The sequence below is a fragment of the Streptomyces sp. NPDC041108 genome (assembly GCF_055592645.1).
Genome location: NZ_JBVIYK010000016.1, coordinates 124,624 through 149,068 on the forward strand (window position 1 = coordinate 124,624; position 24,445 = coordinate 149,068).

Sequence of the window (24,445 nt, forward strand, 5' to 3'; positions counted from 1 at the left end):
GGAACGGCCGGTGCCACCCGCCTCGTCCGTGTCGTCCGTACGCGGTCGGCACACCGGCCACCTTCGAATCTACCTGCGAGCGACGACAACGCTCACGCACGTGGACCCGGGTGGACCGCCTACCCCGTCAGGAGGGTGTGTCCTCGCTCTCGTCGTCATCGGTTTCGGTCAGCACCGGGGAGCCGTGGTGCGACCAGAGCTTCCAGCCGTCGGACGTGCGCCGGAACACGTTCGTGGCCACCACCAGCTGACCCACGAGCGGCCCCAGCTCGTCACTGCCGTCCGGCGCCGGACCGCCGCTGAGGATGTTCTCGGTACAGGTGACGAGCGCGGTGTCCCCGGTGACCGACACATGCACGTCGGTGAGGAAGAACTGGATGTACTCCGTGTTCGCCATGATCAGCGCGTACGACCGCAGCACCTCGCCCCGCCCGGTCAGCACCGGCCAGCCGGGGTGCACGCAGGAGATCACGCCCGTCTCGGCGGGGTCGTGGTACTCCTCGTCCACGCCCACGTCGGCCGGGACCAGCCAGAGCGAGGAAAGCGTCTCGAAGTCGCCCTGTTCCATGGCCTCGTAGAAGGCCCGGTTGGCGAGTTCGACCTGTTCGACGTCGGTGTGGGGAGCGCTCACCGCTCCCGGGCCCCTTCGACGGCGCGGGCCACGCGGACCGCGTCGGCGGTGGCGCGGACCTCGTGCACCCGGACCGCCCAGGCGCCCTGCCGGGCGGCCAGGGCCGACACGGCGGCGGTCGCGGCGTCCCGTTCGCGCGCCGGCGGCGGAGCGCCCTCCGGGCCCGCCAGCACCCGGCCGAGGAACCGCTTGCGGGACGCGGCCACCAGCAGGGGGTGGCCGAGGCCGAGCAGCCGGTCGAGGTGGGCGAGGAGGGTGAGGTCGTGTTCGGCGTCCTTGGAGAAGCCGAGGCCCGGGTCGACGACGACGCGGTCCGCCCGGACACCGCCCTCCAGGACGGCCTCCACGCGCGCGTGCAGCTCCCGTGTCACCTCGGCGACGACGTCCTCGTAGACGCCCCTGATGTTGCCGCCCTCCAGGAAGCCGCGCCAGTGCATCACCACGAAGGGGGCGCCCGCGTCGGCGACCACCGGGATCATCGCGGGATCGGCGAGGCCGCCGCTGACGTCGTTGACGAGGGCGGCACCGGCGGCGAGCGCCTGTTCGGCGACGGAGGCGCGCATGGTGTCCACGGAGACGGTCACGCCCTCGGAGGCCAGTCCCCGGACGACCGGGACGACCCTGCGGAGTTCCTCCGCCTCGTCGACCCGGGCCGCGCCGGGGCGGGTCGACTCACCGCCCACGTCCACCAGGTCCGCGCCCTCCGAGACCATGTCCAGGCCGTGCTTGACCGCCACCGTGGTGTCGAACCAGCGGCCGCCGTCGGAGAACGAGTCGGGGGTGACGTTGACGACCCCCATGACCGCGCAACGGTCCCACACGGGCATTCCGGCCACCTGGCCGCGCCCGTTCTGCATGCTCATGCGTCAAGCCTAGGCCCACGGCGCCGCCGGCCATGACCCGAGCCGAGGCTGTCCGGCACGGAGTGGCCGCCGCCCCCGCCCGGGCCGGTTCCGCGCGTTCGGGTCCGCCGGCACGGCTTAGGCCGCGCGGACGTTCTGTTCGCTCACGCTCCGCTCCGCCACCGAGTGGGCGCACGGCCGGTGGGCCCTCGCGCGCAGGCGCAGGACGCGGGGGAGGGCGAGGTGGACGAATCCCTCGGCCTGCATCGCGGCGAGGCCGATGCGGGGCAGGTCGCGGGAGGCGGCGTAGACGACGAAGCGCGGCTCCCAGCGGGGGCGGAACTTCGCGTTGAACTTGTACAGGGACTCGATCTGGAACCAGCGGGACAGGAACACCAGCAGCCCGCGCCACGCGCGCAGCACCGGGCCCGCGCCGATCTTCTCGCCACGCGCCAGGGCCGAGCGGAACATCGCGAAGTTCAGGGACACCCGCTCGACGCCCAGACGGGGGGCCGCCTGGAGGGCCGCGACGATGAGGAGTTCGTTCATGCCGGGGTCCGCCGAGCGGTCGCGGCGCATCAGGTCCAGGGAGGCGCCGTCGGGGCCCCAGGGGACGAAGTGGAGCACGGCCTTCAGGTCGCCGTACGCGCCCGGGGCCTCGTCGGCCCGGTGGGCGGTGGCGATGAGGCAGTCCCCGTCGGCCGGGTCGCCGACGCGGCCCAGCGCCATGGAGAAGCCCCGCTCGGTGTCGGTGCCGCGCCAGTCCTCGGCGGCGCGCCGGATCCGCTCCAGCTCGGCCTCGCCGAGGTCACGGACGCGCCGGACCCGGGTCTCGTAACCGAGCCGCTCGATGCGCTTCACCATTTGACGCACGTTGCGCATCGCGCGTCCGGCGAGGGAGAAATCCGCGACGTCCACCACCGCCTCGTCGCCCAGTTCGAGGGCGTCGAGGCCGGTCTCGCGGGTCCACACCTCGGCGCCCGTCTCCGAGCAGCCCATGACGGCCGGGGTCCAGGAGTGGGCCTTGGCCTCGTCCATGAACCGTTCGATCGCCCCGGGCCAGGCCTCGACGTCGCCGATCGGGTCACCGCTGGCCAGCATCACCCCGGAGACCACGCGGTAGGTGACCGCCGCCTTGCCGCTGGGGGAGAAGACGACCGCCTTGTCGCGGCGGAGCGCGAAGTGGCCGAGGGAGTCGCGGCCGCCGTGCCGGTCCAGCAGGGCACGCAGCCGTGCCTCGTCGTCGTCGGTGAGGCGGGCCGCCGGGTGTTCGGGGCGGAAGGCCAGGTAGATGGTGGTGATCGCGGTCAGCAGACCGAGGGCGCCGAGCGAGAAGGCCACCGTCCAGGACGTGGTGCCGAGGTAGCCGACCGGGCCCTCGAAGCCGAACAGGCCGTAGATGACGTGTTCCAGCCGGTCGGCGAGGCTCGGGTCGCCGACCATGCGACCGGGGTGGGCGCTGACGACGAGCAGGCCGAGGACGATCGAACCCGCGCCCATCAGCACGAAGTTGGCCAGGGCCCGCCAACGGCTGGTCGGGTCGGGCAGGGCGCGGAACTCCTCGCGGTGGCGCAGGAGCGGGACGAGCAGCGCGACCGAGACGAGGACACCGACGAGCGAGTGACGGTAGGTGAACTGGGCGATCGCCCCGGCCGGCAACAGGATCACGGCCGCGCGCCAGGCGCGCCTCTTGCGCCGGCGCAGGCCGTGGGCGAGCAGGAGCAGCAGGACGCCCACGCTCAGGGAGAGGGCCGCCGCGAACGGGCCGAGGGCGCCCGGGAGCACCTCGGCCAGCGCGTGCATCCGGCTGTTGCGGAAGCGCGGGAACACGCCCGCGGCGATGTCCACCAGCCCGACGAGCGTGCAGGCCCTGGCGACCAGGGCGGGCACGGCCTCGGGGCGCGGCCCGCGCAGCGCGCCGCGCACGGCGCCGTATCCGCGCCCGACGGCGCTCGCCGGGAGGCGGTCCGAACGAACCGGAACCTCGCCCGACTTTTCCCCATCTGTCCTGACAGACATCGCATCCCGTTGTTCCGCGAGTGAGCTTGGATCCGGTGCCTTTCCGGCATCCGGCGACATTGCGCCCTCTAGGACGGCGCCGTGGCGAGGGAGGTTCACTCTCCAACGGAAAGCTGAACCCAAGGAAAGCAAAAGACAAGGAAAGAAAGGTCGGCGGGGGACAACTCGATGGGTCTTACGAGCAACAACGTGCTGGCCCTGGCGGTTCTGTCCGCCGTGCTGCTGTTCGTCGGCACGGTGTGGCTGTGGCCGAGACTGGCCCGCCGCGGCTGGCGGGCGGTCGGCGGCCGGATCGCCGTGCTGCTGGCCACGCAGACCGCCCTCTTCGCCTGCGTCGGTCTCGTCGCGAACCAGGCCTTCGGGTTCTACGCCAGCTGGGCCGACCTCCTCGGCCGGGAGACCGGCCAGGGGGTGGTCGTCGACCACGACGGCGCCGGCACCGGCGGCGGGCCGTTGCGGGTCCTCGGCACCCGGCCGGTGGACGTGACCGGGGGCGCCCGCCCCCAGCTCGGCGGCCAGATCCAGAAGGTCGAGATCGCCGGCCGTACGACCCGGATCGCCACCCCCGCCTACGTGTATCTGCCGCCGGAGTACTTCCAGGCCCGGTACCGCACCCGGACCTTTCCGGCCGTCGTGGTCCTCACCGGCTACCCCGGCACCGCCGAGGCGCTCGTCAAGGGCCTCCACTATCCGCGGACGGCCCACGGGCTGGCCCGCGAGGGCGCGGCCCAGCCGATGATCCTGGTCATGCTGCGGCCGACGGTGGCGCCGCCGCGCGACACCGAGTGCGTGGACGTCCCCGGGGGACCGGCGGCCGAGTCGTTCTTCGCCCGGGACCTGCCGGACGCCGTGGGCCACCACTACAGGGTCGGCAGGAAGCCCGGCAGCTGGGGCATCGTCGGCGACTCGACCGGCGGCTACTGTGCGCTGAAACTGGCCATGCACCACCCCCGGGTGTACGCCGCCGGGGCGGGTCTCTCGCCCTACTACGCGGCGCCGAGCGACCCGACGACCGGCGATCTCTTCCACGGGGACAAGACGCTGCGGAACGAGGCGGATCTCTTCTGGTATCTCCGGCACAGACCGGCGCCGGACACCTCTCTGCTGGTCACCAGCAGCAAACAGGGAGAGACCGACTACAACTCCACGTCCGAGTTCATCGAGTTGGCGCGGAAGAAGCAGCCGACACGGATCTCGTCGATCATCCTCGACAGCGGCGGACACAACTTCAACACGTGGCGGCGGGAGATCCCGGCGACTCTGCAGTGGATGAGCGGGCGGCTGAGCGACCGGTGAGGGGCGTGCGGGCAGGCGTGTGGAGGGGACGGCGAGAGCGCCGGCAATTCGGCGGAATTCACCGGCCGGAGGGGAGCGACAGATGTGGCCAAGGCGTATCCGGATTCCATGGGGTTGATCCAACAGAGGAGTTGCCGGTGGGCGCATTGGCGCACCCGCGGTGAGGGAGCTTGTGAGGGCTTGTGAGAGGTGAGAGGGGCGGCTGAGTTTTTACGGCCCGGGCCACCATCATTCGCCTACGCGCGGTAAGTTTCTGGCCATGCCACGTGGACGTCACCGCCATTCACCTCCTCTGCACAGGCTGCTGCCCCCCACGGCTATCGCAGGCGTCTCGCTCGTCTGCGCCCTCGGGCCCTGGGTGTTCTCCGAGCCGTCCGTGCTCCGGGTCACCGCCGCCGTCGCGGCGGCGACCGCGGCCGTGGGCGCGGCGGTCATGCGCCGCTGGGACGTCGAGGCGGGCAAACGCGTCGCCGACCTCACGCGCGCGCGGGCGAGCGACGAGTGGCGTCACGAGGAGCGGGTCGCCGAGCTGGAGACCGACCTCGACGAGTCGCGCGAGGTGCGGACCAAGCTGGAGCACAAGCTCCGCGCCAAGCGCACCGAACTCGCGGGTCTGCGCAACGAACACGCCGCGCTGCTGCGCCGCTACGCCACCGCCGAGACCGAGCGGGCCAGCGCCCTGGAGGGCCGCCGCCTGCTGGAGATCGAGGCGACCGCCCCGGAGGAGGCGCGGGAGCCGGCGGTGGCCGGTGCGGGCGAGGACGCGGGCGCGAGCGACAAGGCGCGCCCGGCGGCCGAGGCATCGCCGGTGCCGCCGCAGGGCGTTCCGTCGGCGGGGGCGCCGTGGGCTTCGTGGGAGACGGCCTCCAAGGCCGCCGCGAAGGCGGCGGAAGCGGTGGAGGCGGCCAGGACCGCCAAGGCAGCGAAGTCGGAGGCGTCGGAGCACGCGCCGGAGGACGGGGCTGTGGCTGCCCCGGCCGGGGAGGGCGCGGGCGGTTCGGCGGCCGATGGGAACGCGGCTGACGGGGACGTGGCTGACGGCGACGCGGCCGCCGGGGCAGACGGGGCCGCCGAGGTCGAACCGTCCGACGAGGACGCGCCGATCGACGCCGGGACGGACGAGGCGGACTCCGGGTCCGGGGAAAACCCTCTCGAAGGTGCCGGGGAGAACTCGGCCAGCGCCCCGGTGTTCTCGCCGTCCGGGTCCGGGCTCTTCCTGCGCGCCAACTCGGCGCTGGACCGGATCATCACCCAGCGGGGCTCGGACGAGGACCAGGGAGAGGGTTCCGGGACCGCCGGTGAGACCGAGCCCGAGACCCTGCCCGGGAGCGACGAGGAGGCCGCGGCCGCGGTCGGGCCCGAGACCGGGACGCCGAGCACGTACGAGGCCGAGGCTGAGGCCGAGACCGCGGCCACGACCGAAGCCGAGGCCCCCGAGCCCGCCCCCGAGCCCGAGCCCGAGCCCGAGCCGGTGTCCGAGTCCGCCGTTGAGCCCGAGCCCCAAGTCGTCGACCCCGGCAACGAGGCGGAAGCGCACGCCGGCGTGGAGGCCGAAGGCGCCCGTACCGCAGGGGAGAACGCCGCCGAGCCCGAGCAGGAGGCCGAGCCCGCGCCCGCCGCCGACACGGAGGCCGGCACCGACGCGCCCCCCGTCGGCGAACGGCCCGTCGAGCCCGTCGAGCCGGTCGAGCCGGTCGAGCCGGTGGAAGCGTCCGCCGGCGCGTCCGTCCCGAGCGGGACGACCGGCGACGCGGCCGCCAAGGGCCGGGAGCCGAAGGGCGGTTCACCCAACGGGCCCTCGCCCAAGGGCGACCCGGACGGGCCGACCGACGGGGGGACCCGGCAGGGACGTTCCGCCGAGCCGGCGCAGGACACCGCTGCCGTGCTCACCGCGGAGGAGGACGACGCGGCGGGGAAGTCCGTGGCGGTCCGCGGACACGAACGCGCGGCCGCCGACTCCGTACCCGCGGTCTCCGCTCCGGCACCCTCGACGGGGGTGGGTGAGCTGACGCGGGTGGAGCCGTCGGGGCGTGCGCTGCCCGTGCTTCCGCCGGCCGGTCACTTCACGGTGCCCACCGCCGTGGCCGTCGTGCCGGCCACGCCGCAGCGGCGGGCGGCCGTCGAGGGCGGTTTCGACTTCTTCGGTACGCAGAAGGGCGCGGACGCCCTGGAGGCCGTGCAGAACGAGGACCTCGCCGACGTGGTCGGCCAGGAGGCCCTCGCGCTCCACAAGGCCGAGTCCGAGGCCCGGTTCAAGCCGGCCGACGAGGCGTCCCGCGGTGTCGGCCAGGTCATCGACCTCACGGCCCACGACGAGACGGAACAGATCGACCTGCAGGGCCTGCGCACCGCGGCCTCCTAGGGCCTCTCTGACATTTCCCGTCGTCGCGAGGCGGACGGGAACGGTCGGACAGACCCTGGCGACCGCGTCGCGACACAGGTCCCCTGGGGCGCCCGGCATCAGCCGCCGGGCGCCCCACGTGTCTCCCGCCCCCGACCCGCCCTCACACCATCCACCGGTCCGGCAGGGCCTCCCGCCGCCCCGTGCGGGATCGTTCCGCCTGGGCCCGCAGCAGCTCCGCCGCCTCGCCCGCGTCCCGCAGCCGCGCGGTCACGGTCTTGCCGGCGCCGGTGTCGACATGGACGTCGGCGAGCTTCCGGTACCGCTGCCAGGGCCCCTGCGACAGCCGTACGCTCTGCACCTTCGCGTGCGGTACGAGGTCGAGCCGGCGCCGCAGCAGGCCGTGCCGCGCCGCGAACACCGCGTCGCTCACGGCGAGTCCGTACCCCCGCCACCAGAACGGCACGCACCACCGGGCCCGGCCGGGCGGCCGGACGAGCGCCGCCGTGTCCGGCACGGCCACCCCGGGCAGCACATGCGCGATCACGGCCTCGGCCACCTCGCGCGGCGCGACCGGCACGAGGACGGAGTTCGAGGAGCCGGCCACGTCCAGCTCGACCCTGACCCATCCGCGGCGCCGCCACAGCAGCGGTTCGACGATGCGTACGGTCTGCACACGGCCGGGCGGGACCGTCTCGTGGGCCCGGTCGAGGAGCCCGTGGTCGATGCGGAGCCCGTCGGGGGAGTCGCCGACCGTCCAGTCGTACTCCCCGACGAACCGCCCCACGCTGCTCGCCCCGGCCGCGCCGAGCAGCGGCAGGGCGGTCGCGAGGACGGTCCACACGCTCTCCGTGGCGAACCACAGCACGGACGGCACGACGACCGCGGCCACCAGGGATCCCCAGGTGGCGCCGGTCAGGACGAGGGACATGGCCAGCACGCCCGCCGGGACCTTCAGCAGCTGCCGTACGGGCGCCTCGCCGACCTCGTGCGCGGTCTCCGGCGCGAAACCGGCGGCACGGGCGAGGAGTTCGGCCCGCAGCGCGCCGGCGTGCGCCTCGCCGAGGAAGGCCAGCTCGTCCTTCTTGTCGGTGCCGACGACGTCCAGCTTGAGCTTGGCGACACCCGCGATCCGGGCCAGCAGCGGGCGGGTGACATCGATGGCCTGAATGCGTTCGAGGCGGATGTGGGCGGTGCGGCGGAACAACAGGCCGGTACGGATGCGCAGTTCGCTGTCGGTCACCGCGAAGTGGGTGAACCACCAGGTCAGGAAACCGTAGAGGGCGGCGGCCGGGATGAACACGGCGAGCGCGATCAGCAGCGTCGTCGTCTCGAGCCGCATCAGATTGCGCTGCGCCCCGTCCGGATCGTGCACGGCCCACCCGATCAGCACCGCCACGGGCGCCCAGGCCCGCCGCAGGGGCGTCACCGGATGCAGCCGGTGCTCGACGACCGGCGCCCCGTCCACCCCATCGCCGCCCTTCGTCTCCGTGACCTCCCCGTCGCCGTCCCCGTCCCCGGTCCCCGCCGCCCCGCCGGCGGCCTCCGCCCCGGCCTCCGCCCCGTCCTCCGGCCGGTCCGCACGGGGCGTGTCGTGCGCGTCCCGCGCCGGCACCGTCACAGCCCTGCCGATCGAGCCTCGCCCAGCTGGGTCAAATGGTCGCGCAGGCGTTCGGCCTCGGCCGGTTCGAGGCCCGGTATACGGGCGTCCGAGGCCGCCGCGGCCGTGTGCAACTGGACGCTCGCCAGGCCGAAGTGCCGTTCCACGGGCCCGGAGGTCACCTCGACCAGCTGCATGCGTCCGTACGGCACCACGGTCTCCTCGCGCCAGAGCACCCCCCGGCTGATCAGCAGGTCGTCCACGCGTTCGGCGTACCGCCAGGACCGCCAGTTACGGCCGATCATCGGCCAGCCCCACAGCAGCGCACCCAGCGGCAGCAGCGCGAACGCCCCCCAGGCCGGGCCCGCCAGCCAGCCCGGCAGCACGGCCGTGGCGATCGTGAGCGGTACCAGCCACACCACCAGCAGCAGCCGCCTCATCCGCAGCAGCCCGCGCGGCAGTCCCGTCCAGACCGGCTCGCCGTCCGCGCGCCCGGCGCCGTCCTCCAAGGTCCCCGTCTCCATTCCGCCAGCGTACGTACGACAGACTGTGTCCATGACTCCCCCGACGGAGACCCGAGAGACGACGGTCGGTATCGGCGGTGCCGCCGAGAGCACGGACATGGTGCTCAACATCGGCCCGCAGCATCCGTCCACCCACGGTGTGCTGCGGCTGCGGCTCGTCCTCGACGGCGAGCGGATCCAGCACGCCGAGCCGGTCATCGGCTATATGCACCGGGGCGCGGAGAAGCTCTTCGAGGCGCGCGACTACCGCCAGATCATCATGCTCGCCAACCGCCACGACTGGCTCTCCGCCTTCTCCAACGAGCTCGGCGTCGTCCTCGCCGTCGAACGCATGCTCGGCATGGAGGTGCCCGAGCGCGCGGTCTGGACGCGCACGCTCCTCGCCGAGCTGAACCGGGTCCTGAACCACCTGATGTTCCTCGGTTCCTACCCGCTGGAGCTCGGCGGCATCACCCCGGTCTTCTACGCGTTCCGGGAGCGCGAGGAGCTCCAGAACGTCATGGAGGAGATCTCCGGCGGGCGCATGCACTACATGTTCAACCGCGTCGGGGGCCTCAAGGAGGACCTTCCGGCCGGCTGGACCGCACGCGCGCGTACGGCGGTCACGGACGTCCGCTCCCGGATGGGCGTCTTCGACGACCTGGTCCTCGGCAACGAGATCTTCCGGGGCCGTACCCGTGGCGTGGGCGTCCTCTCTCCGGAGGCCGTGCACGCGTACGGCGTCAGCGGCCCGATCGCCCGCGCCTCCGGCGTCGACCTCGACCTGCGGCGCGACGAGCCGTACCTGGCGTACGGCGAGCTCCAGGACGTCCTGAAGGTCGTCACGCGCGAGGAGGGCGACTGTCTCGCCCGCTTCGAGTGCCTCCTGGAGCAGACCCACAACGCCCTCGCCCTCGCCGACGCCTGCCTCGACCGGCTCGCCGACCTGCCGCCCGGCCCGATCAACCAGCGTCTGCCGAAGGTCCTCAAGGCGCCCGAGGGCCACACCTACGCCTGGACCGAGAACCCCCTCGGCATCAACGGCTACTACCTCGTCAGCAAGGGCGAGAAGACCCCGTACCGCCTCAAGCTCCGCTCCGCCTCGTACAACAACATCCAGGCCCTCACCGAACTGCTGCCGGGCACCCTCGTGGCGGACATGGTGGCGATCCTGGGCTCGCTGTTCTTCGTGGTCGGGGACATCGACAAGTAGGGCCCCGGGGATCCGAGGGGCGCTACGGGGTGTCGCGGGGGAACGGGTCCGGGATCCCGGCCGCCTGCACCAGCCAGCCGAAGTCACCCAGCCCGCCCGGCGCGGTCAGTTCGGCGGCCTCGCCCGCGCCCGCGAGGGCCCGTACGTACGCGGCCGGATCGGTGGTCGCGAGGGAGAGCGGCGGACGGCCGCCGGTGACCCCCAGGGCCTGCAGGGCCGCCCGCTGGGTGAGCAGGCGGGCCCCCGGCAGCGCGCACGCGTCCAGCGCCACATGCGCGGTGAGGTCGCACGACCCGTCCGGGACCGGCGCGGTCTCCCGCCCCTCCCGGAACCCGGTGAGCGTCCCGAAGGGCGGCCGGGCGCCCGCGAGGTGCGCGTAGTCGACGGCGACGGCGAGCCCCCGCGCGACACCCGCCACGGCGGCGGCCCACGCCCGGTCCCGCGGCAGCCCGACCTCTGCCCGCAGCCCCTCCTCGGGTTCCTGCGGCCACCAGCGGTCCAGCCACCGGGCCGCCTCCCCGGCCACGGGCTCACCGAGCCGCTCGCTCCCGTCCTCCCGTACCAGCACCTGCCGGGCCACACCGGCCGCGTCCACCTCGACGACGTCCACGGGCACGTTGTCCAGCCACTCGTTGGCGAACAGCAGCCCGGTGACCCCCGTCGGCGGTTCCGCGCGCCACTCGATGCGGTGATCGAGACCGTCCGGTCTCCCGGCCAGTTCGACGGCGTACGCGCGCGTACGGGACGACACCTCCGCGGGCAGGGCCGCCAGCACCCCGCTCACCAGTTCCCCCCGCCCGGCCCCCATGTCCACGAACCCCAGCTCGCCGGGCCGCCCCAGCGCCTCGTCCACCCGGCACAGCAGCCGCGCCACGGCGGCGGCGAAGAGCGGTGAGGCGTGCACGGAGGTCCGGAAGTGCCCGGCGGGCCCCTCCGGCCGCCGGTAGAAGCCGCCCGGCCCGTACAGGGCCTCCTCGGCCGCGTCGCGCCAAGGACGCCAGGGCCCCGCCCCTTCCTGGGCAGGGGGCGGTGACAGGTGCGGCGACGCGTGCGGTGCCGGCTGCGGTCGCGCGGGACGATCCCTCATCACGTCAGGCTAAGCGGAACGGGTAACACGGCCTCCACCTTGGGGAGTACGTGCCCCGGTCATGGATCGGCCCTCCGGTTGACCCCGGCACACCGGCCCCTTGCCTACGCTGGGTCACGTGCAGCGCCTCTATGACTTCCTCCGCCGGCACCCGACATGGGTCGACAGCTTCTGGGCCGTCGTCCTGCTCGGGATGAGCCTGGTGAGCGGACCGATCGACCCGGTCTACGCGAACGACGCGGACGGGCCCGCCTTCGCGGTGATCACGGTCGCGCTCTGCCTCTCGATCGCCCTGCGGCGCCGCATGCCCGAGAAGATGCTCGTCCTGGCCGCCGCGGCGGGCATCGCCCAGCTGATCGTGGGCGTGCCGAGAATTCCGGCCGACTTCGCGATGCTCGTGGTCATCTACACGGTCGCGGCGGACGGCGCCCGCTGGGCCTCCTGGTTCGCCCTGGGCGGCGGTCTCTGCGCGGCCTCGTTGGCGCAGCTGCGCTGGACCGACCAGCAGACGAGCACGCTGGGCAACGCGGTGCTCGCCGTGGTCCTGACCGTGCCGTTCGCGCTGGCCTGGGTGCTCGGCGACTCCCTGCGCACCCGCCGCGCGTACTTCGCGCAGCTGGAGGAGCGCGCCGCCCGGCTGGAGAAGGAACGCGAGGCCCAGGCCAAGGTCGCGGTCGCCGCCGAGCGCGCCCGGATCGCCCGGGAACTGCACGACGTCGTCGCGCACAACGTCTCCGTCATGGTGGTCCAGGCCGACGGCGCCGCCTACGTCCTCGACGCCGCCCCCGACCAGGCGAAGAAGGCCCTGGAGACCATCTCCTCCACCGGCCGTCAGGCTCTCGCCGAGATGCGCCGCCTGCTCGGCGTGCTGCGCACCGGTGAGCACAAGGAGGTCGGCGAGTACGTCCCGCAGCCCGACGTGGAGCAGATCGACGACCTCGTCGAGCAGTGCCGGGTGGCGGGCCTGCCCGTCGACTTCAAGATCGAGGGCACCCCGCGCCCGCTGCCCAGCGGGGTGGAGCTGACGGCGTACCGCATCGTCCAGGAGGCCCTCACCAACACCCGCAAGCACGGCGGCCCGAACACCGGCGCGAGCGTCCGCCTGGTCTACTTCGACGACGGGCTCGGGCTGCTCGTCGAGGACGACGGCAAGGGCGCGCCCCACGAGCTGTACGAGGAGGGCGGTGCCGACGGGCAGGGGCACGGCCTCATCGGTATGCGCGAGCGTGTCGGTATGGTCGGCGGCACGCTGGACGCGGGGCCCCGGCCCGGCGGAGGCTTCCGGATCAGCGCCCTGCTGCCCCTGAAGCCCGCACTCTGAGACGGCGACACGGCGACACGGCCGTGCCGGCCGCCGACACCCGCACACCCGCTCGCGCACACCCGGTCCTCCGGACCTGCTCGTATCTGACCCGCTCGTACCTGACCCGCTCCTTCAGACCCCTTGCAGAGACACGGAAGAGGACCCGATGGCGATCCGCGTGATGCTCGTCGACGACCAGGTGCTGCTGCGCACCGGTTTCCGGATGGTGCTGGCGGCCCAGCCGGACATGGAGGTCGTGGCGGAGGCGGGTGACGGCGTCGAGGCCCTCCAGGTGGTACGGACGACCGAGGTGGACGTGGTCCTGATGGACGTCCGGATGCCGAAGCTGGACGGCGTCGAGGCCACCCGCCGCATCTGCGCCGAGCAGGACCCGCCGAAGGTGCTCATCCTGACCACCTTCGACCTCGACGAATACGCCTTCTCCGGGCTGAAGGCGGGTGCCTCCGGCTTCATGCTCAAGGACGTGCCGCCCGGCGAGCTGCTGGCCGCGATCCGCGCCGTGCACAGCGGCGACGCGGTCGTGGCGCCCTCCACCACCCGGCGCCTGCTCGACCGCTTCGCCCCGATGCTGCCGAGCACCGGCTCGGAACCCCGGCACAAGGAGCTGGAGCGGCTCACCGAACGCGAGCGCGAGGTCATGATCCTCGTCGCCCAGGGCCTCTCCAACGGCGAGATCGCCGCCCGCCTCGTCCTCTCCGAGGCCACGGTCAAGACGCACGTCGGCCGCATCCTCACCAAGCTGGGCCTCCGCGACCGCGTCCAGGTGGTCGTGCTGGCCTACGAGACGGGCCTGGTCCGGGCGGGCGGACAGGGCTGACCGGCGCCTACTCGCCGGCGACCTTCCCCACCAGCGTCACGAAGTCCGCCACGGCCCCGCGGACGTCCGCCGCCGTCCACTCCAGGGCGGCGGCCCGTACCTCGATCTCGGTGACCGCCAGCCCCGGCCCGCCCTGGTCCCAGGGGCGGGCGAAGAGCAGCGCGTCGGTCTGCTCGCCCTGGCGCACCGATGCCTCCGCGACGACGTCGACCTCGTAGGGCAGCCAGACCTGGAACTCGTTGGTGTGGGGCTCCTCGGGGTGCACCCGGGACCAGGGCACCCCCGCCGCCGTGAACCCCTCGCGCAGCGCGGCGGCGACCACGCGCGCGTGGCGGACGTACTCCGGCAGCCGGGGCAGCTCCCGCTCCAGGCCGACGAGGGCCGACAGGGCGGTGGGGAACTGCTGGAAGCCCTGGCCGCCGTACCGGTGCCGCCAGGTCTTCGCCTCGTCGATCAGCGACCGGGGGCCGGCGATCGCGGCACCGCCGTAGGCGCCCAGCGACTTGTAGTACGACACGTAGACGCTGTCGGCGAGGGCCGCGATCTCGTCGACCGGGCGGCCGAAATGCGTCGCGGACTCCCACAGGCGGGCCCCGTCGAAGTGGACCACCGCCTCCCGCGCGCGTGCCGCCTCGGTGACCTCCTCCAGCTCCTCCCAGGAGGGGAGCACGAAACCGGCCTCCCTGAGCGGCAGTTCGAGCATCAGCGCCCCGAAGGGCTCGTCGAGACCGCGTACCTCCTCGGCGGTCGGCTGCCGTGGCTCGCTCGTCAGCCGTACCGGGCGCAACCCGCTGACCTGGCTGAAGGCATGACGCTCGTGCATCTCGGGGTGGGCATGGGCGTGCAGGGCGACGGCCGGGTTCCCGGTGCGGGCCGCCCAGCAGCGCAGCGCCACCTGCTGGGCCATCGTGCCGGTCGGGAAGAACGCGGCGGCCTCCGTGCCGAGCAGCGCGGCGGTCCGCTCCTCCAGGGTCTCGACGACCCCGTTGCCGTACATGTCGGCGGTCCGGTCCAGGTCGTACACGTCCGCGGCGGTGTCCAGCAGCGCCAGGCGCTCCCGGACCGTCGCCAGCGCACTCGTCCGTGCCAGTACACGCCCGGCCGCCCGATGCGCGACCTGCCGCCGCTCGTACCGTTTCATCGCCGCTTCGCTCATCCTGGGATCATCTCCCCGGCCCGTCCGGCCCGGCACCCGGATTTCGAGCCGAACCGCCCACGCACCCGGGCTCGACACGACCTGCGGAAACGGGCCGCGACCGCCCACAGCCTGTGGACGACCGAACGCCTCTCGAACCAATCGCGTTAACATGACGAGAAATCGTCCGGTACCCAGAGCGGACTGGAACGGGAAGGCCCCCACCGAGTGAGTACATTCCAGCAGCCAGAGCCGAAGGACCGCCCCGCGCGGCTCACCGTCGGGGTCGTGGGCGCCGGCCGCGTCGGCCCCGCGCTGGCGGCGTCGCTCCGGCTGGCGGGCCACCGCCCCGTCGCCGTCTCCGGCGTCTCCGACGCCTCCCGCCGACGCGCCGCCGAACTGCTGCCCGACGTGCCGCTGATGTCCCCCGCCGATGTGCTGCGCCACGCCGACCTGGTGCTGCTGACCGTCCCCGACGACGCCCTGCCGGGGCTGGTCGAGGGCCTCGCGGAGACCGGCTCGGTACGGCCGGGGCAGCTGCTCGTGCACACCTCCGGCCGGTACGGCGCGAAGGTGCTGGACCCCGCGCTCCGGGCGGGTGCGCTGCCGCTGGCGCTGCACCCCGCGATGACGTTCACGGGCACGGCGGTGGACGTGCAGCGGCTCGCCGGGTGCTCCTTCGGGGTCACGGCCCCCGACGAGCTGCGGATGGCCGCCGAGGCGCTGGTGATCGAGATGGGCGGCGAGCCCGAGTGGGTCGCCGAGGAGAACCGCCCGCTCTACCACGCGGCCCTCGCCCTGGGTGCCAACCACCTGGTGACCCTGGTCGCCCAGTCCATGGAACTGCTGCGCGCGGCCGGCGTCTCCGCCCCCGACCGTATGCTCGGCCCGCTGCTCGGCGCCGCCCTGGACAACGCGCTCAGGTCGGGCGACGCGGCGCTCACCGGCCCCGTGGCGCGCGGGGACGCGGGCACGGTCGCCGCGCATGTCGCCGAACTGCGCGCGCACGCCCCGGCGACCGTCGCCGGGTATCTGGCGATGGCCCGCGCGACCGCCGACCGGGCCCTCGCCCACGGCCTGCTCAAACCGGAACTGGCCGAGGACCTCCTCGGCGTGCTCGCCGGCGCGACGGACCGCACCACCGAGGCGGGCGGCACCGACGGGACCGAGGGGGACGCCCGATGACCACCACCACCGTGCTGCGCACCGCCGGCGAACTGCACGCACGCGCGCGGGCGGGACGCCGGGCCGTCGTGATGACCATGGGCGCCCTGCACGAGGGCCACGCCACCCTGATCCGCACCGCGCGAGAGATCGCGGGCGGCACGGGCGAGGTCGTCGTGACGGTCTTCGTGAACCCCCTCCAGTTCGGCGCCGGCGAGGACCTCGACCGCTATCCGCGCACCCTGGACGCCGACGTCGAACTCGCCGCGGCCGCGGGCGCCGACGTGGTGTTCGCCCCGTCCGCCGACGAGGTCTACCCGGGCGGCGAACCGCAGGTCCGCGTCACCGCGGGACCCATGGGCGAGCGTCTGGAGGGTGCCTCCCGGCCCGGCCACTTCGACGGCATGCTCACCGTGGTCGCCAAGCTGCTGCACCTCACCCGCCCCGACGTGGCGCTCTACGGCCAGAAGGACGCCCAGCAGCTCGCCCTGATCCGCCGTATGGTCCGCGACCTGAACTTCGGCATGGACATCGTGGGCGTGCCGACCGTCCGGGAGGACGACGGCCTGGCCCTGTCCAGCCGCAACCGGTACCTCTCCACCGAGGAACGCCGCACCGCACTGGCGCTCTCCCAGGCACTGTTCGCCGGCCGCGACCGGCACGCCGCGCAGGAGGCACTGCGCGCGCGTGCCCGCGAGGTGCCCGCCACGCGCGCCCGTGCCGAGGCCCTGAGCGCGATCGGCGAGTCCCGCGCGGCCGCCGACGCGCACGCCATGGCCAAGGCGGCCCCCGGCGGCCCGGCCGCCGTCCGCGCCGCCGCCCGCCTGGTCCTCGACGAGGCCCTGCGCATGAAGCCGCCGCTCGCCCTGGACTACCTGGCCCTGGTCGACCCGTCGGACTTCACCGACATCCCCGACGACTTCACCGGCGAGGCCGTCCTCGCCGTCGCGGCCCGGGTGGGGACGACCCGGCTGATCGACAACATCCCCCTGACCTTCGGAACCTTCGGAGCCGCCTCGTGACCAGCACCGGCATACGACTGCACGCGCCCGCCCCGGGCTGGTCCATCGACGCCGACGTCGTGGTCGTCGGCTCGGGCGTCGCCGGCCTCACCGCCGCGCTGCGCTGCGAGGCCGCCGGTCTCAGCACGGTCGTGGTCACCAAGGCCCGCCTCGACGACGGCTCCACCCGCTGGGCCCAGGGCGGCATCGCCGCCGCCCTCGGCGAGGGCGACACCCCCGAGCAGCACCAGGACGACACCCTGGTGGCCGGCGCGGGCCTGTGCGACGAGGAGGCGGTGCGACTCCTCGTCACCGAGGGCCCCGACGCCGTACGCCGCCTGATCGCGACCGGCGCCCACTTCGACGAGTCGGAGGAGGGCGGCCTGGAGCTGACCCGCGAGGGCGGCCACCACCGCCGCCGCATCGCCCACGCGGGCGGCGACGCGACCGGCGCCGAGATCTCCCGGGCACTCGTCGAGGCCGTCCGCGCGCGGGGACTGCGCACGGTCGAGAACGCGCTCGTCCTGGACCTCGTGCTGGACGCCGACGGCCGCACCGCCGGTGTCACCCTGCACGTCATGGGCGAGGGCCAGCACGACGGCGTGGGGGCCGTCCACGCCCCCGCCGTCGTCCTCGCGACGGGCGGCATGGGCCAGGTCTTCTCCGCGACCACCAACCCGTCGGTGTCGACGGGCGACGGCGTGGCCCTCGCCCTGCGCGCCGGCGCGGAGGTCTCCGACCTCGAATTCGTCCAGTTCCACCCGACCGTGCTGTTCCTCGGCGCGGACGCCGAGGGCCAGCAGCCCCTCGTCTCCGAGGCGGTCCGCGGCGAGGGCGCCCACCTGGTCGACGCCGACGGCGTCCGCTTCATGCTCGGGCAGCACGAGCTGGCCGAACTGGCGCCCCGCGACATCGTCGCCAAGGGCATCATGCGCCGCATGCAGGAGCAGGGCGCCGAGCACATGTACCTGGACGCCCGGCACTTCGGCGCGCACATGTGGGAGCACCGCTTCCCGACGATCCTCGCCGCCTGCCGCGCCCACGGCCTCGACCCCGTCACCGAGCCCATCCCGGTCGCCCCGGCCGCCCACTACGCCTCCGGTGGCGTCCGCACCGACTCCCACGGCCGGACCACCGTCCCCGGCCTCTACGCCTGCGGCGAGGTCGCCTGCACCGGCGTCCACGGCGCCAACCGGCTCGCCTCCAACTCCCTCCTGGAGGGCCTGGTCTACGCCGAGCGCATCGTCGCCGACATCGCCGCCGCCCACGCCGGCAACGGCCTCCACGCGCGCGTGCCCCAGCCCGTCCCGTACGCCGGGAAGCCCGCGCACCCGCTGCTCGAACCGGAGATACGGTTCGCGATCCAGCGGACCATGACCGGGGGCGCCGGCGTCCTGCGCTCCGAGACCTCCCTCGCGACCGCCGCGGCGGCCCTGGACCGGCTGCACGCGCAGGCCCGCGACACCCTCGCGGAGAACGGCAAGACGGCCGAGCCCGGCGTCGACACCTGGGAGACCACCAACCTCCTGTGCGTGGCCCGTGTCCTGGTCGCCGCCGCCCGGCTGCGCGAGGAGACCCGCGGCTGCCACTGGCGCGAGGACCGCGCCGAGCGCGACGACGCCGCCTGGCGCCGCCACATCGTCGTCCGGCTGAATCCGGACCGGACGCTCGCCGTACACACCACGGATACCGCAGACTTCCCCCCGACCCGGCCGCATCACCAGGAGCAGTGACAGACGTGAGCACCCCCGAACTTCCCCTCGCCTCCGGCGGCGGCTGCGGCGACGGCTGCGCCTGTGGCGCCGACGACGGGCTGACCGGCGAGGAGTATCTGGAGTGCGGGCTCGACCCCGCGCTCGCCCAGCTCCTGGCCGACGCCGGACTCGACCCCGTCGAGGTCGAGGACATCGCCAACGTCGCCATCCAGGAGGACCTCGACCACGGCGTGGACGTCACCACGGTCGCGACCATCCCCGAGGACGCCCGTGCCACCGCCGACTTCACCGCCCGCGAGGGCGGCGTCGTCGCGGGCCTGCGGATCGCCGAGGCGGTCCTCTCGGTGGCCTGCACGGACGAGTTCGAGGTCGAGCGGCACGTCGACGACGGCGACCGCGTCGAGGCCGGACAGAAACTCCTCAGTGTCACCGGCGCCACCCGCGACCTGCTCACCGCCGAGCGCAGCGCCCTGAACCTGCTGTGCCGTCTCTCCGGCATCGCGACCGCCACGCGCGCGTGGGCGGACGCCCTGGAGGGTACGAAGGCGAAGGTCCGCGACACCCGCAAGACGACACCGGGACTGCGCTCCCTGGAGAAGTTCGCGGTCCGCTGCGGCGGCGGGGTCAACCACCGCATGTCCCTCTCGGACGCGGCCCTCGTCAAGGACAACCACGTGGTCGCCGCCGGCGGCGTCGCCCAGGCGTTCGAGGCCGTGCGCGCGATGTTCCCCGAGGTGCCCATCGAGGTCGAGGTCGACACCCTCCACCAGCTCCGCGAGGTCATCGACGCGGGCGCCGACCTGATCCTCCTCGACAACTTCACGCCGATCGAGTGCGAGGAGGCCGTGGCGCTCGTCGACGGCCGCGCCCTCCTGGAGGCCTCGGGCCGCCTGACGCTCGTCAACGCCAAGGCGTACGCGGACACGGGCGTCGACTTCCTGGCCGTCGGGGCCCTGACGCACTCGTCCCCGATCCTGGACATCGGCCTCGACCTGCGCGCGGCCGAGTAGGGCGGGGACGGCCATGCTGCTGACGATCGACGTGGGCAACACCCACACCGTCCTCGGTCTGTTCGACGGCGAGGACATCGTCGAACACTGGCGCATCTCCACCGACGCGCGCCGCACCGCCGACGAACTGGCGGTCCTCCTCCAGGGCCTGATGGGCATGCACCCGCTCCTCGGCGAGGAACTGGGCGACGGCATCGACGGCATCGCGATCTGCGCCACGGTCCCGTCCGTCCTGCACGAGCTGCGCGAGGTGACCCGCCGCTACTACGGCGACGTCCCCGCGGTCCTCGTCGAACCGGGGGTGAAGACGGGCGTCCCGATCCTGACGGACAACCCCAAGGAGGTCGGCGCCGACCGCATCATCAACGCCGTCGCCGCCGTCGAGCTGTACGGCGGCCCGGCCGTCGTCGTCGACTTCGGTACGGCGACGACGTTCGACGCGGTCAGCGCGCGAGGGGAGTACGTCGGCGGTGTCATCGCCCCCGGCATCGAGATCTCCGTGGAGGCGCTCGGCGTCAAGGGTGCCCAGCTCCGCAAGATCGAGGTCGCCCGGCCGCGGAGTGTGATCGGCAAGAACACGGTCGAGGCGATGCAGTCCGGGATCGTCTACGGGTTCGCCGGGCAGGTCGACGGGGTGGTGAGCCGGATGGTCCGTGAACTGGCCGACGACCCCGAGGACGTGACGGTCATCGCGACGGGCGGGCTCGCGCCGATGGTGCTCGGCGAGTCGTCCGTCATAGACGAGCACGAGCCGTGGCTGACGCTGATCGGGCTGCGGCTGGTGTACGAACGGAACGTGTCGCGGCTCTGAGGGCGCGGCAGGGGGTGGGGGTTTCGGTGCGAGGGCGGGTTCCGGCCGGTGGGGCTTCTCGCGCAGTTCCCCGCGCCCCTGAAAAGCAGGGGCTGCGCCCCGAGCTATTCAGGCCCGCGGGGCCGTGTCTTCGAGGCCCGCGGGGCAGTGCCCTTCAAGCCCGCGGAGCCTGGGCTTTCGGGCTCGCAGGGGCCCGGTGCTTCCAGGGGCGCGGGGAACTGCGCGAGAAGCCCCACGCACCCGCACCCGCCCACGAAACCCGCACCCCCCACCCCCTGCCGCGCCCCCGTCCACCCAGGCGGGTGGTCCCCGGCGCCACACGCCCCCATCGACCCTCTTTTGTCTGATTAGCGCGTATCGTCGCGGCATGCCCACGCCCCACGGAACCCGCGGCGGCATGGCGTTCGGCGCCGAGGAGCTTCGTGTGCTCCGCCGTGCCCTCGCCCTCGCCCTCAACCCCAGCCCCGCCTCGGCGCAGGAGGTGCAGGACTGCCTCCGGCTCGCCGAGTCCGTAGACGAGGCGACCCGCGAGGACGCCCGTCTGAGGGCCTTCCTGCTGGCCGACCTCGCCCGCTACCGCGCCGCGCTCCCCGGCACGCTCACGGGCTACGCGGCCCTCCTCGCACAGGCTCTGGACGCCGGGTACCGCCCCGGCCCGGACGACCTCGCCGCCCTGCGCGCGCTGCGCGGCAATCCCACCGCCGCGGCCCTCCTGGAGCGCTGCCGCCCGCTCGCCGAACAGGACGTGCGCGCCCGCTTCACGGGGCGTGCGGCCGCCTCCGCGGTGGTCGTCCCCGCCTCCCGCTCCGGCTCCGGCCGCTCCTGGCTCCGGCTCACCGCCCTCCCGGGCGGCCTGCTGGAACCCGGCGCCCCCGCACACGCCCGCGACGCCGCCGGGGACCCCGCCGCGCCCAAGCCCGCCCGGCCGTCGCGGCCGGCCCAGCCCGCCGAGAAGCCGGGCCCCGTCCCGCGCCCGGACGCCCCGAGCCCGGCCCGCCGCCCCGTCCCCACCCCCGGCGAGGTCTTCCCGCCCAAGCGCAAACCGGCCGCCCCGCCCGCGAACCCGCCCCAGCAGCTGGCCGCCGTCTAGCCCTGGCTACCCTGGACCCATGGACTACGTCTCCGCGCTGCTGCCCCCCTTCGTGATGGCCGTGCTGTTCATCGCCGTCATCCGGGTGATCGTGAAGACCCAGGGCGGCTCCAACAAGGCCAAGGAGGACGCGGTGGTCGACGCGGCCCTCGCTCGCGCGGAGAGCGTCCGCCAGGCCGGCGACACCGGCCCCGGCGGCAACGGCGCCTGACGCGACGCCCCATCGGCGTACGACTCGTGTGTTTTTCGAGTCGTACGCCCTTTTTGTTCTGCTTCCCAGGGTTTCTCCGGATATCGTGCGGAACTGTGCCTCGCCCCTTGGGAGAACTCGAAGACGCGGTCATGACACGGGTGTGGAAGTGGAACCGCCCGGTGACCGTTCGGGAAGTCCTGGAAGACCTCCAGAACGAACGGTCCATCGCGTACACCACGGTGATGACCGTTCTGGACAATCTCCATCAGAAGGGCTGGGTGCGCCGGGAGGCGGAAGGCCGGGCCTATCGATATGAGGCGGTCTCCACTCGCGCCGCCTACGCGGCCGCACTGATGAACGAAGCCTGGTCGCAGAGCGACAACCCCGCGGCCGCCCTCGTCGCCTTCTTCGGGATGATGAGCGAGGAACAGCGTCAGGCGCTCACCGACGCCGTACGCATCGTGCAGGGTCCCGGCACCGTCAAACCCGAACCGGCCGCTGCCGCCGCCCCGGCCGTCGAAACCCCTGTTGAAACCCCGGGCGAATCCACCGAATCGTCCGGCGAAACGCAGGGGACCCCCGGCGAATCCCCGGATCTCCCCGGGCGATAGCGTCCGCTCATGCCAGCATCGAGTCCCGAAGTCACCTCAAAAGCCATCACCGTCCGGCGGGCTCGGACCAGCGATGTCCCGCACGTACGCCGCCTCCTCGACTCGTACGTCCAGCGCAGCATCCTGCTCGACAAAGCGACGGTCACCCTTTACGAGGACCTCCAGGAGTTCTGGGTCGCGGAACGGGACGACAACGCCGAGGTCGTCGGCTGCGGCGCGCTGCACGTGATGTGGGAAGACCTCGCGGAAGTCCGCACTCTCGCGGTGAACCCGGACGCCAAGGGTCTCGGCGTCGGCCACCAGTTGCTGGAGAAGTTGCTCCACACAGCTCGCTGGCTGGGTGTTCGCCGGGTTTTCTGTCTGACCTTCGAAGTCGAGTTCTTCGCGAAGCACGGCTTCGTGGAGATCGGTGAGACTCCGGTCGACACCGATGTCTACGCCGAGCTGCTGCGTTCCTATGACGAGGGCGTCGCGGAGTTCCTCGGTCTCGAACGGGTGAAACCGAACACCTTGGGCAACAGCCGGATGCTTCTGCATCTGTGATCCTCGGCCGATCCACTGGGAAGGGCGGCGTTCATCGGGGAACCCCGGCCCCTATTCAACCGGAGGGCTCCTTGCCCAGGTGCCCTATGTCCGAAACGCGCATGTTTCCGGTCTTCCCCGGGCTCCCCGCCCTCTCCGTCGTCTCTCCCCGGTCTCTCCCAGGGGTTTGTGTTTTTCCTGGAAAAGCGGTTTGCTTTCCGACGTACTGCAGTACTGCATATAACAGGGGACGCGAAACAGCGGCGCACGCCGCAGGCCCTCGGCCCTGAAGTTATCGATGAAAGGAAATCCGGTGGCACAGAAGGTTCAGGTCCTTCTTGTCGACGACCTCGACGGCGGCGAGGCGGACGAGACCGTGACGTTCGCGCTGGACGGCAAGACGTACGAGATCGACCTCACGACCGCCAACGCGGACAAGCTTCGCGGCCTTCTCGACCCCTACGTCAAGGGTGGCCGTCGTACCGGAGGCCGTGCTGCGGGGGGACGCGGCAAGGCCCGTGCCGCCGCCGGCGGCAGCCAGGACACCGCGGCCATCCGCGCCTGGGCGAAGGAGAACGGCTACGAGGTCAACGACCGCGGCCGCGTCCCCGCCTCCATCCGCGAGGCCTACGAGAAGGCCAACGGCTGAGATTCCGACGGCCCGGTGCTCGCGCGCCGCAGCCGGACGCGGTGGCAGTGCGTCGCCACCGTGTCCACCACTCGCACGAGGTCAGGGGTGACCCCACCGCCCCCCAACGCCGACAAGCTCGGCAGCGAGGCTTCCACCTCGCACCCCGGCTCGGGGGGCCGCAGCCACACGGCGGCCCCCTGTGAACCGGCCTCACCGCGCCCGCCCACCGGCCTCACGGCCCCGCCCGGTGGCGCCGGCGCGACCAGATGACCGCCCGTTCCGACGGCAGTGAGGTCCAGGTCGAGGCCGCCCCAGTCCAGCCACTCCAGCAGGCCGGGCAGTTCCTCCGCACAGCCCGCCGCGACCAGCAGCAGCATCCGCCCGCCGCGCAGCGCCACCGGTGAGCCCGGACCGGGCACCGGGCCCAGATGCCTGAGCGCCGCGGCCCCCGCTTCCTCCGGTACGTCGAGCACATCGAAGCGCAGGCCCGTAATGAGGTGTACGGGCGCCCCGGGCACGGTCGCCCAGCCGAGCTCGTTCTCGTACCACCGCCGCACCGCGTCGCACGCGAGCTCGCCCGGAACATCGCGCGCGACGGCACCCGGGACGCCGCTCGGGTCGAGCGGTCGGCGGGGAAGGGGGACGATGGCCATGTCAGGAGCAACCGTGCGAAGAGGCCCGGAGTTACGCTGGGTATCGGCTCGGATGCGAGGAGTACCGGGAAAGGGGGCGTTCAGCGGTGGGTGACGACGCAAGGATGTTCGCCCTTAGCGGAGGGAACCGGTGCATCCGGCATGGAGTGTCAGTCCCTACGGGTAAGACATCCCTAGTGGGAGGGGGCGACACGCAGAAAAGGGCGTCTCACGTTCGCCATCGGCGTACTGATGGT

23 protein-coding genes are annotated in these 24,445 nt (G+C 73.3%); 15 read left to right on the plus strand and 8 right to left on the minus strand.

Annotated features, from left to right (window positions below; genetic code table 11):
* Positions 1-127: 127 nt before the first annotated feature.
* The 3 genes from ACZ6BB_RS33785 to ACZ6BB_RS33795 form a co-directional block, all read right to left on the minus strand.
* Positions 128-631, minus strand: coding sequence for a nuclear transport factor 2 family protein (locus ACZ6BB_RS33785; protein WP_471618926.1), 504 nt, complete (start codon positions 629-631; stop codon positions 128-130).
* Positions 628-1,494, minus strand: coding sequence for a dihydropteroate synthase (folP, locus tag ACZ6BB_RS33790; protein ID WP_471618927.1), 867 nt, complete (start codon positions 1,492-1,494; stop codon positions 628-630). The genes ACZ6BB_RS33785 and folP overlap by 4 nt, the downstream gene beginning before the upstream one ends.
* A gap of 117 nt (positions 1,495-1,611) precedes the next feature.
* Complete coding sequence (locus ACZ6BB_RS33795) at positions 1,612-3,492, minus strand: phosphatidylglycerol lysyltransferase domain-containing protein (RefSeq protein ID WP_471618928.1); 1,881 nt, start codon at positions 3,490-3,492, stop codon at positions 1,612-1,614.
* A 168-nt stretch (positions 3,493-3,660) separates the two neighbouring features.
* Between ACZ6BB_RS33795 and ACZ6BB_RS33800 the strand changes: the two genes are divergently transcribed.
* Entirely contained in the window at positions 3,661-4,788 is a 1,128-nt protein-coding gene (locus ACZ6BB_RS33800) for an alpha/beta hydrolase (protein WP_471618929.1), read from the plus strand.
* Positions 4,789-5,047: 259 nt separating this feature from the next.
* The gene (locus tag ACZ6BB_RS33805; RefSeq protein WP_471618930.1) at positions 5,048-7,150 is read left to right on the plus strand and encodes a hypothetical protein; all 2,103 of its coding nucleotides are present in this window, start codon (positions 5,048-5,050) and stop codon (positions 7,148-7,150) included.
* Between the two features lie 142 nt (positions 7,151-7,292).
* On the opposite strand, the gene ACZ6BB_RS33810 is transcribed toward ACZ6BB_RS33805, so the two are convergent.
* Both ACZ6BB_RS33810 and ACZ6BB_RS33815 read right to left on the minus strand, forming a co-directional pair.
* Complete coding sequence (locus ACZ6BB_RS33810; RefSeq protein ID WP_471618975.1) at positions 7,293-8,597, minus strand: PH domain-containing protein; 1,305 nt, start codon at positions 8,595-8,597, stop codon at positions 7,293-7,295.
* Between the two features lie 149 nt (positions 8,598-8,746).
* Complete coding sequence (locus ACZ6BB_RS33815; protein WP_471618931.1) at positions 8,747-9,253, minus strand: PH domain-containing protein; 507 nt, start codon at positions 9,251-9,253, stop codon at positions 8,747-8,749.
* A 25-nt stretch (positions 9,254-9,278) separates the two neighbouring features.
* Here ACZ6BB_RS33815 and ACZ6BB_RS33820 point away from each other — a divergent pair, with 25 nt between their 5' ends.
* A complete protein-coding gene (locus tag ACZ6BB_RS33820) occupies positions 9,279-10,445 on the plus strand; it encodes an NADH-quinone oxidoreductase subunit D (protein WP_471618932.1) in 1,167 nt (388 codons plus the stop codon).
* 22 nt (positions 10,446-10,467) lie between these two features.
* Here ACZ6BB_RS33820 and ACZ6BB_RS33825 read toward each other — a convergent pair whose 3' ends face one another.
* Positions 10,468-11,532, minus strand: coding sequence for an SAM-dependent methyltransferase (locus tag ACZ6BB_RS33825; protein WP_471618933.1), 1,065 nt, complete (start codon positions 11,530-11,532; stop codon positions 10,468-10,470).
* Between the two features lie 118 nt (positions 11,533-11,650).
* Between ACZ6BB_RS33825 and ACZ6BB_RS33830 the strand changes: the two genes are divergently transcribed.
* The gene (locus ACZ6BB_RS33830) at positions 11,651-12,853 is read left to right on the plus strand and encodes a sensor histidine kinase (protein ID WP_471618934.1); all 1,203 of its coding nucleotides are present in this window, start codon (positions 11,651-11,653) and stop codon (positions 12,851-12,853) included.
* A gap of 148 nt (positions 12,854-13,001) precedes the next feature.
* Entirely contained in the window at positions 13,002-13,673 is a 672-nt protein-coding gene (locus ACZ6BB_RS33835) for a response regulator transcription factor (protein WP_471618935.1), read from the plus strand.
* A 7-nt stretch (positions 13,674-13,680) separates the two neighbouring features.
* Here the strand turns inward: ACZ6BB_RS33835 and ACZ6BB_RS33840 are convergent, their stop codons facing one another.
* Entirely contained in the window at positions 13,681-14,829 is a 1,149-nt protein-coding gene (locus ACZ6BB_RS33840; protein ID WP_471618936.1) for a threonine aldolase family protein, read from the minus strand.
* 207 nt (positions 14,830-15,036) lie between these two features.
* Here ACZ6BB_RS33840 and ACZ6BB_RS33845 point away from each other — a divergent pair, with 207 nt between their 5' ends.
* The 10 genes from ACZ6BB_RS33845 (at position 15,037) to ACZ6BB_RS33890 (ending at position 23,574) form a co-directional block, all read left to right on the plus strand.
* Positions 15,037-15,993, plus strand: a complete 957-nt coding sequence (locus ACZ6BB_RS33845; protein WP_471618937.1) for a Rossmann-like and DUF2520 domain-containing protein — start codon at positions 15,037-15,039, stop codon at positions 15,991-15,993.
* Positions 15,990-16,994, plus strand: a complete 1,005-nt coding sequence (panC, locus tag ACZ6BB_RS33850; protein WP_471618938.1) for a pantoate--beta-alanine ligase — start codon at positions 15,990-15,992, stop codon at positions 16,992-16,994. Before ACZ6BB_RS33845 ends, panC begins: the two co-directional genes overlap by 4 nt.
* A complete protein-coding gene (locus ACZ6BB_RS33855; protein ID WP_471618939.1) occupies positions 16,991-18,706 on the plus strand; it encodes an L-aspartate oxidase in 1,716 nt (571 codons plus the stop codon). The genes panC and ACZ6BB_RS33855 overlap by 4 nt, the downstream gene beginning before the upstream one ends.
* A 5-nt stretch (positions 18,707-18,711) precedes the next feature.
* Complete coding sequence (nadC, locus tag ACZ6BB_RS33860) at positions 18,712-19,698, plus strand: carboxylating nicotinate-nucleotide diphosphorylase (RefSeq protein WP_471618940.1); 987 nt, start codon at positions 18,712-18,714, stop codon at positions 19,696-19,698.
* 13 nt (positions 19,699-19,711) lie between these two features.
* A complete protein-coding gene (locus ACZ6BB_RS33865) occupies positions 19,712-20,509 on the plus strand; it encodes a type III pantothenate kinase (RefSeq protein WP_037702429.1) in 798 nt (265 codons plus the stop codon).
* A 397-nt stretch (positions 20,510-20,906) separates the two neighbouring features.
* Positions 20,907-21,599: a hypothetical protein gene (locus ACZ6BB_RS33870; RefSeq protein ID WP_471618976.1), complete on the plus strand. Its 693-nt coding sequence runs from the start codon at positions 20,907-20,909 to the stop codon at positions 21,597-21,599.
* 19 nt (positions 21,600-21,618) lie between these two features.
* A complete protein-coding gene (locus tag ACZ6BB_RS33875; protein WP_471618941.1) occupies positions 21,619-21,810 on the plus strand; it encodes a hypothetical protein in 192 nt (63 codons plus the stop codon).
* 131 nt (positions 21,811-21,941) lie between these two features.
* Positions 21,942-22,403, plus strand: a complete 462-nt coding sequence (locus ACZ6BB_RS33880; protein WP_471618942.1) for a BlaI/MecI/CopY family transcriptional regulator — start codon at positions 21,942-21,944, stop codon at positions 22,401-22,403.
* A 9-nt stretch (positions 22,404-22,412) separates the two neighbouring features.
* Positions 22,413-22,946: an amino-acid N-acetyltransferase gene (locus ACZ6BB_RS33885; RefSeq protein WP_059083962.1), complete on the plus strand. Its 534-nt coding sequence runs from the start codon at positions 22,413-22,415 to the stop codon at positions 22,944-22,946.
* Between the two features lie 292 nt (positions 22,947-23,238).
* Positions 23,239-23,574, plus strand: coding sequence for a histone-like nucleoid-structuring protein Lsr2 (locus ACZ6BB_RS33890; protein WP_013001654.1), 336 nt, complete (start codon positions 23,239-23,241; stop codon positions 23,572-23,574).
* Here the strand turns inward: ACZ6BB_RS33890 and ACZ6BB_RS33895 are convergent.
* Positions 23,553-24,209 carry an SCO3374 family protein gene (locus ACZ6BB_RS33895; RefSeq protein ID WP_471618943.1) on the minus strand — a complete coding sequence of 219 codons (657 nt, stop codon included), beginning with the start codon at positions 24,207-24,209 and terminating at the stop codon, positions 23,553-23,555. The two genes, ACZ6BB_RS33890 and ACZ6BB_RS33895, sit on opposite strands and share 22 nt — an antisense overlap.
* Positions 24,210-24,445 lie beyond the last annotated feature (236 nt).

Excerpts from the sequence above, each read along its gene's own strand:
- ACZ6BB_RS33885 (WP_059083962.1), top strand. The coding sequence starts at position 22,413 with ATGCCAGCATCGAGTCCCGAAGTCACCTCAAAAGCCATCACCGTCCGG.
- ACZ6BB_RS33895 (WP_471618943.1), bottom strand. The coding sequence starts at position 24,209 with ATGGCCATCGTCCCCCTTCCCCGCCGACCGCTCGACCCGAGCGGCGTC.
- ACZ6BB_RS33840 (WP_471618936.1), bottom strand. The coding sequence starts at position 14,829 with ATGAGCGAAGCGGCGATGAAACGGTACGAGCGGCGGCAGGTCGCGCAT.
- folP (WP_471618927.1), bottom strand. The coding sequence starts at position 1,494 with ATGAGCATGCAGAACGGGCGCGGCCAGGTGGCCGGAATGCCCGTGTGG.
- panC (WP_471618938.1), top strand. The coding sequence starts at position 15,990 with ATGACCACCACCACCGTGCTGCGCACCGCCGGCGAACTGCACGCACGC.
- ACZ6BB_RS33870 (WP_471618976.1), top strand. The coding sequence starts at position 20,907 with ATGGCGTTCGGCGCCGAGGAGCTTCGTGTGCTCCGCCGTGCCCTCGCC.
- ACZ6BB_RS33805 (WP_471618930.1), top strand. The coding sequence starts at position 5,048 with ATGCCACGTGGACGTCACCGCCATTCACCTCCTCTGCACAGGCTGCTG.
- ACZ6BB_RS33880 (WP_471618942.1), top strand. The coding sequence starts at position 21,942 with ATGACACGGGTGTGGAAGTGGAACCGCCCGGTGACCGTTCGGGAAGTC.
- ACZ6BB_RS33825 (WP_471618933.1), bottom strand. The coding sequence starts at position 11,532 with ATGAGGGATCGTCCCGCGCGACCGCAGCCGGCACCGCACGCGTCGCCG.
- ACZ6BB_RS33875 (WP_471618941.1), top strand. The coding sequence starts at position 21,619 with ATGGACTACGTCTCCGCGCTGCTGCCCCCCTTCGTGATGGCCGTGCTG.
- ACZ6BB_RS33815 (WP_471618931.1), bottom strand. The coding sequence starts at position 9,253 with ATGGAGACGGGGACCTTGGAGGACGGCGCCGGGCGCGCGGACGGCGAG.
- ACZ6BB_RS33800 (WP_471618929.1), top strand. The coding sequence starts at position 3,661 with ATGGGTCTTACGAGCAACAACGTGCTGGCCCTGGCGGTTCTGTCCGCC.
- ACZ6BB_RS33835 (WP_471618935.1), top strand. The coding sequence starts at position 13,002 with ATGGCGATCCGCGTGATGCTCGTCGACGACCAGGTGCTGCTGCGCACC.
- ACZ6BB_RS33795 (WP_471618928.1), bottom strand. The coding sequence starts at position 3,492 with ATGTCTGTCAGGACAGATGGGGAAAAGTCGGGCGAGGTTCCGGTTCGT.
- ACZ6BB_RS33865 (WP_037702429.1), top strand. The coding sequence starts at position 19,712 with ATGCTGCTGACGATCGACGTGGGCAACACCCACACCGTCCTCGGTCTG.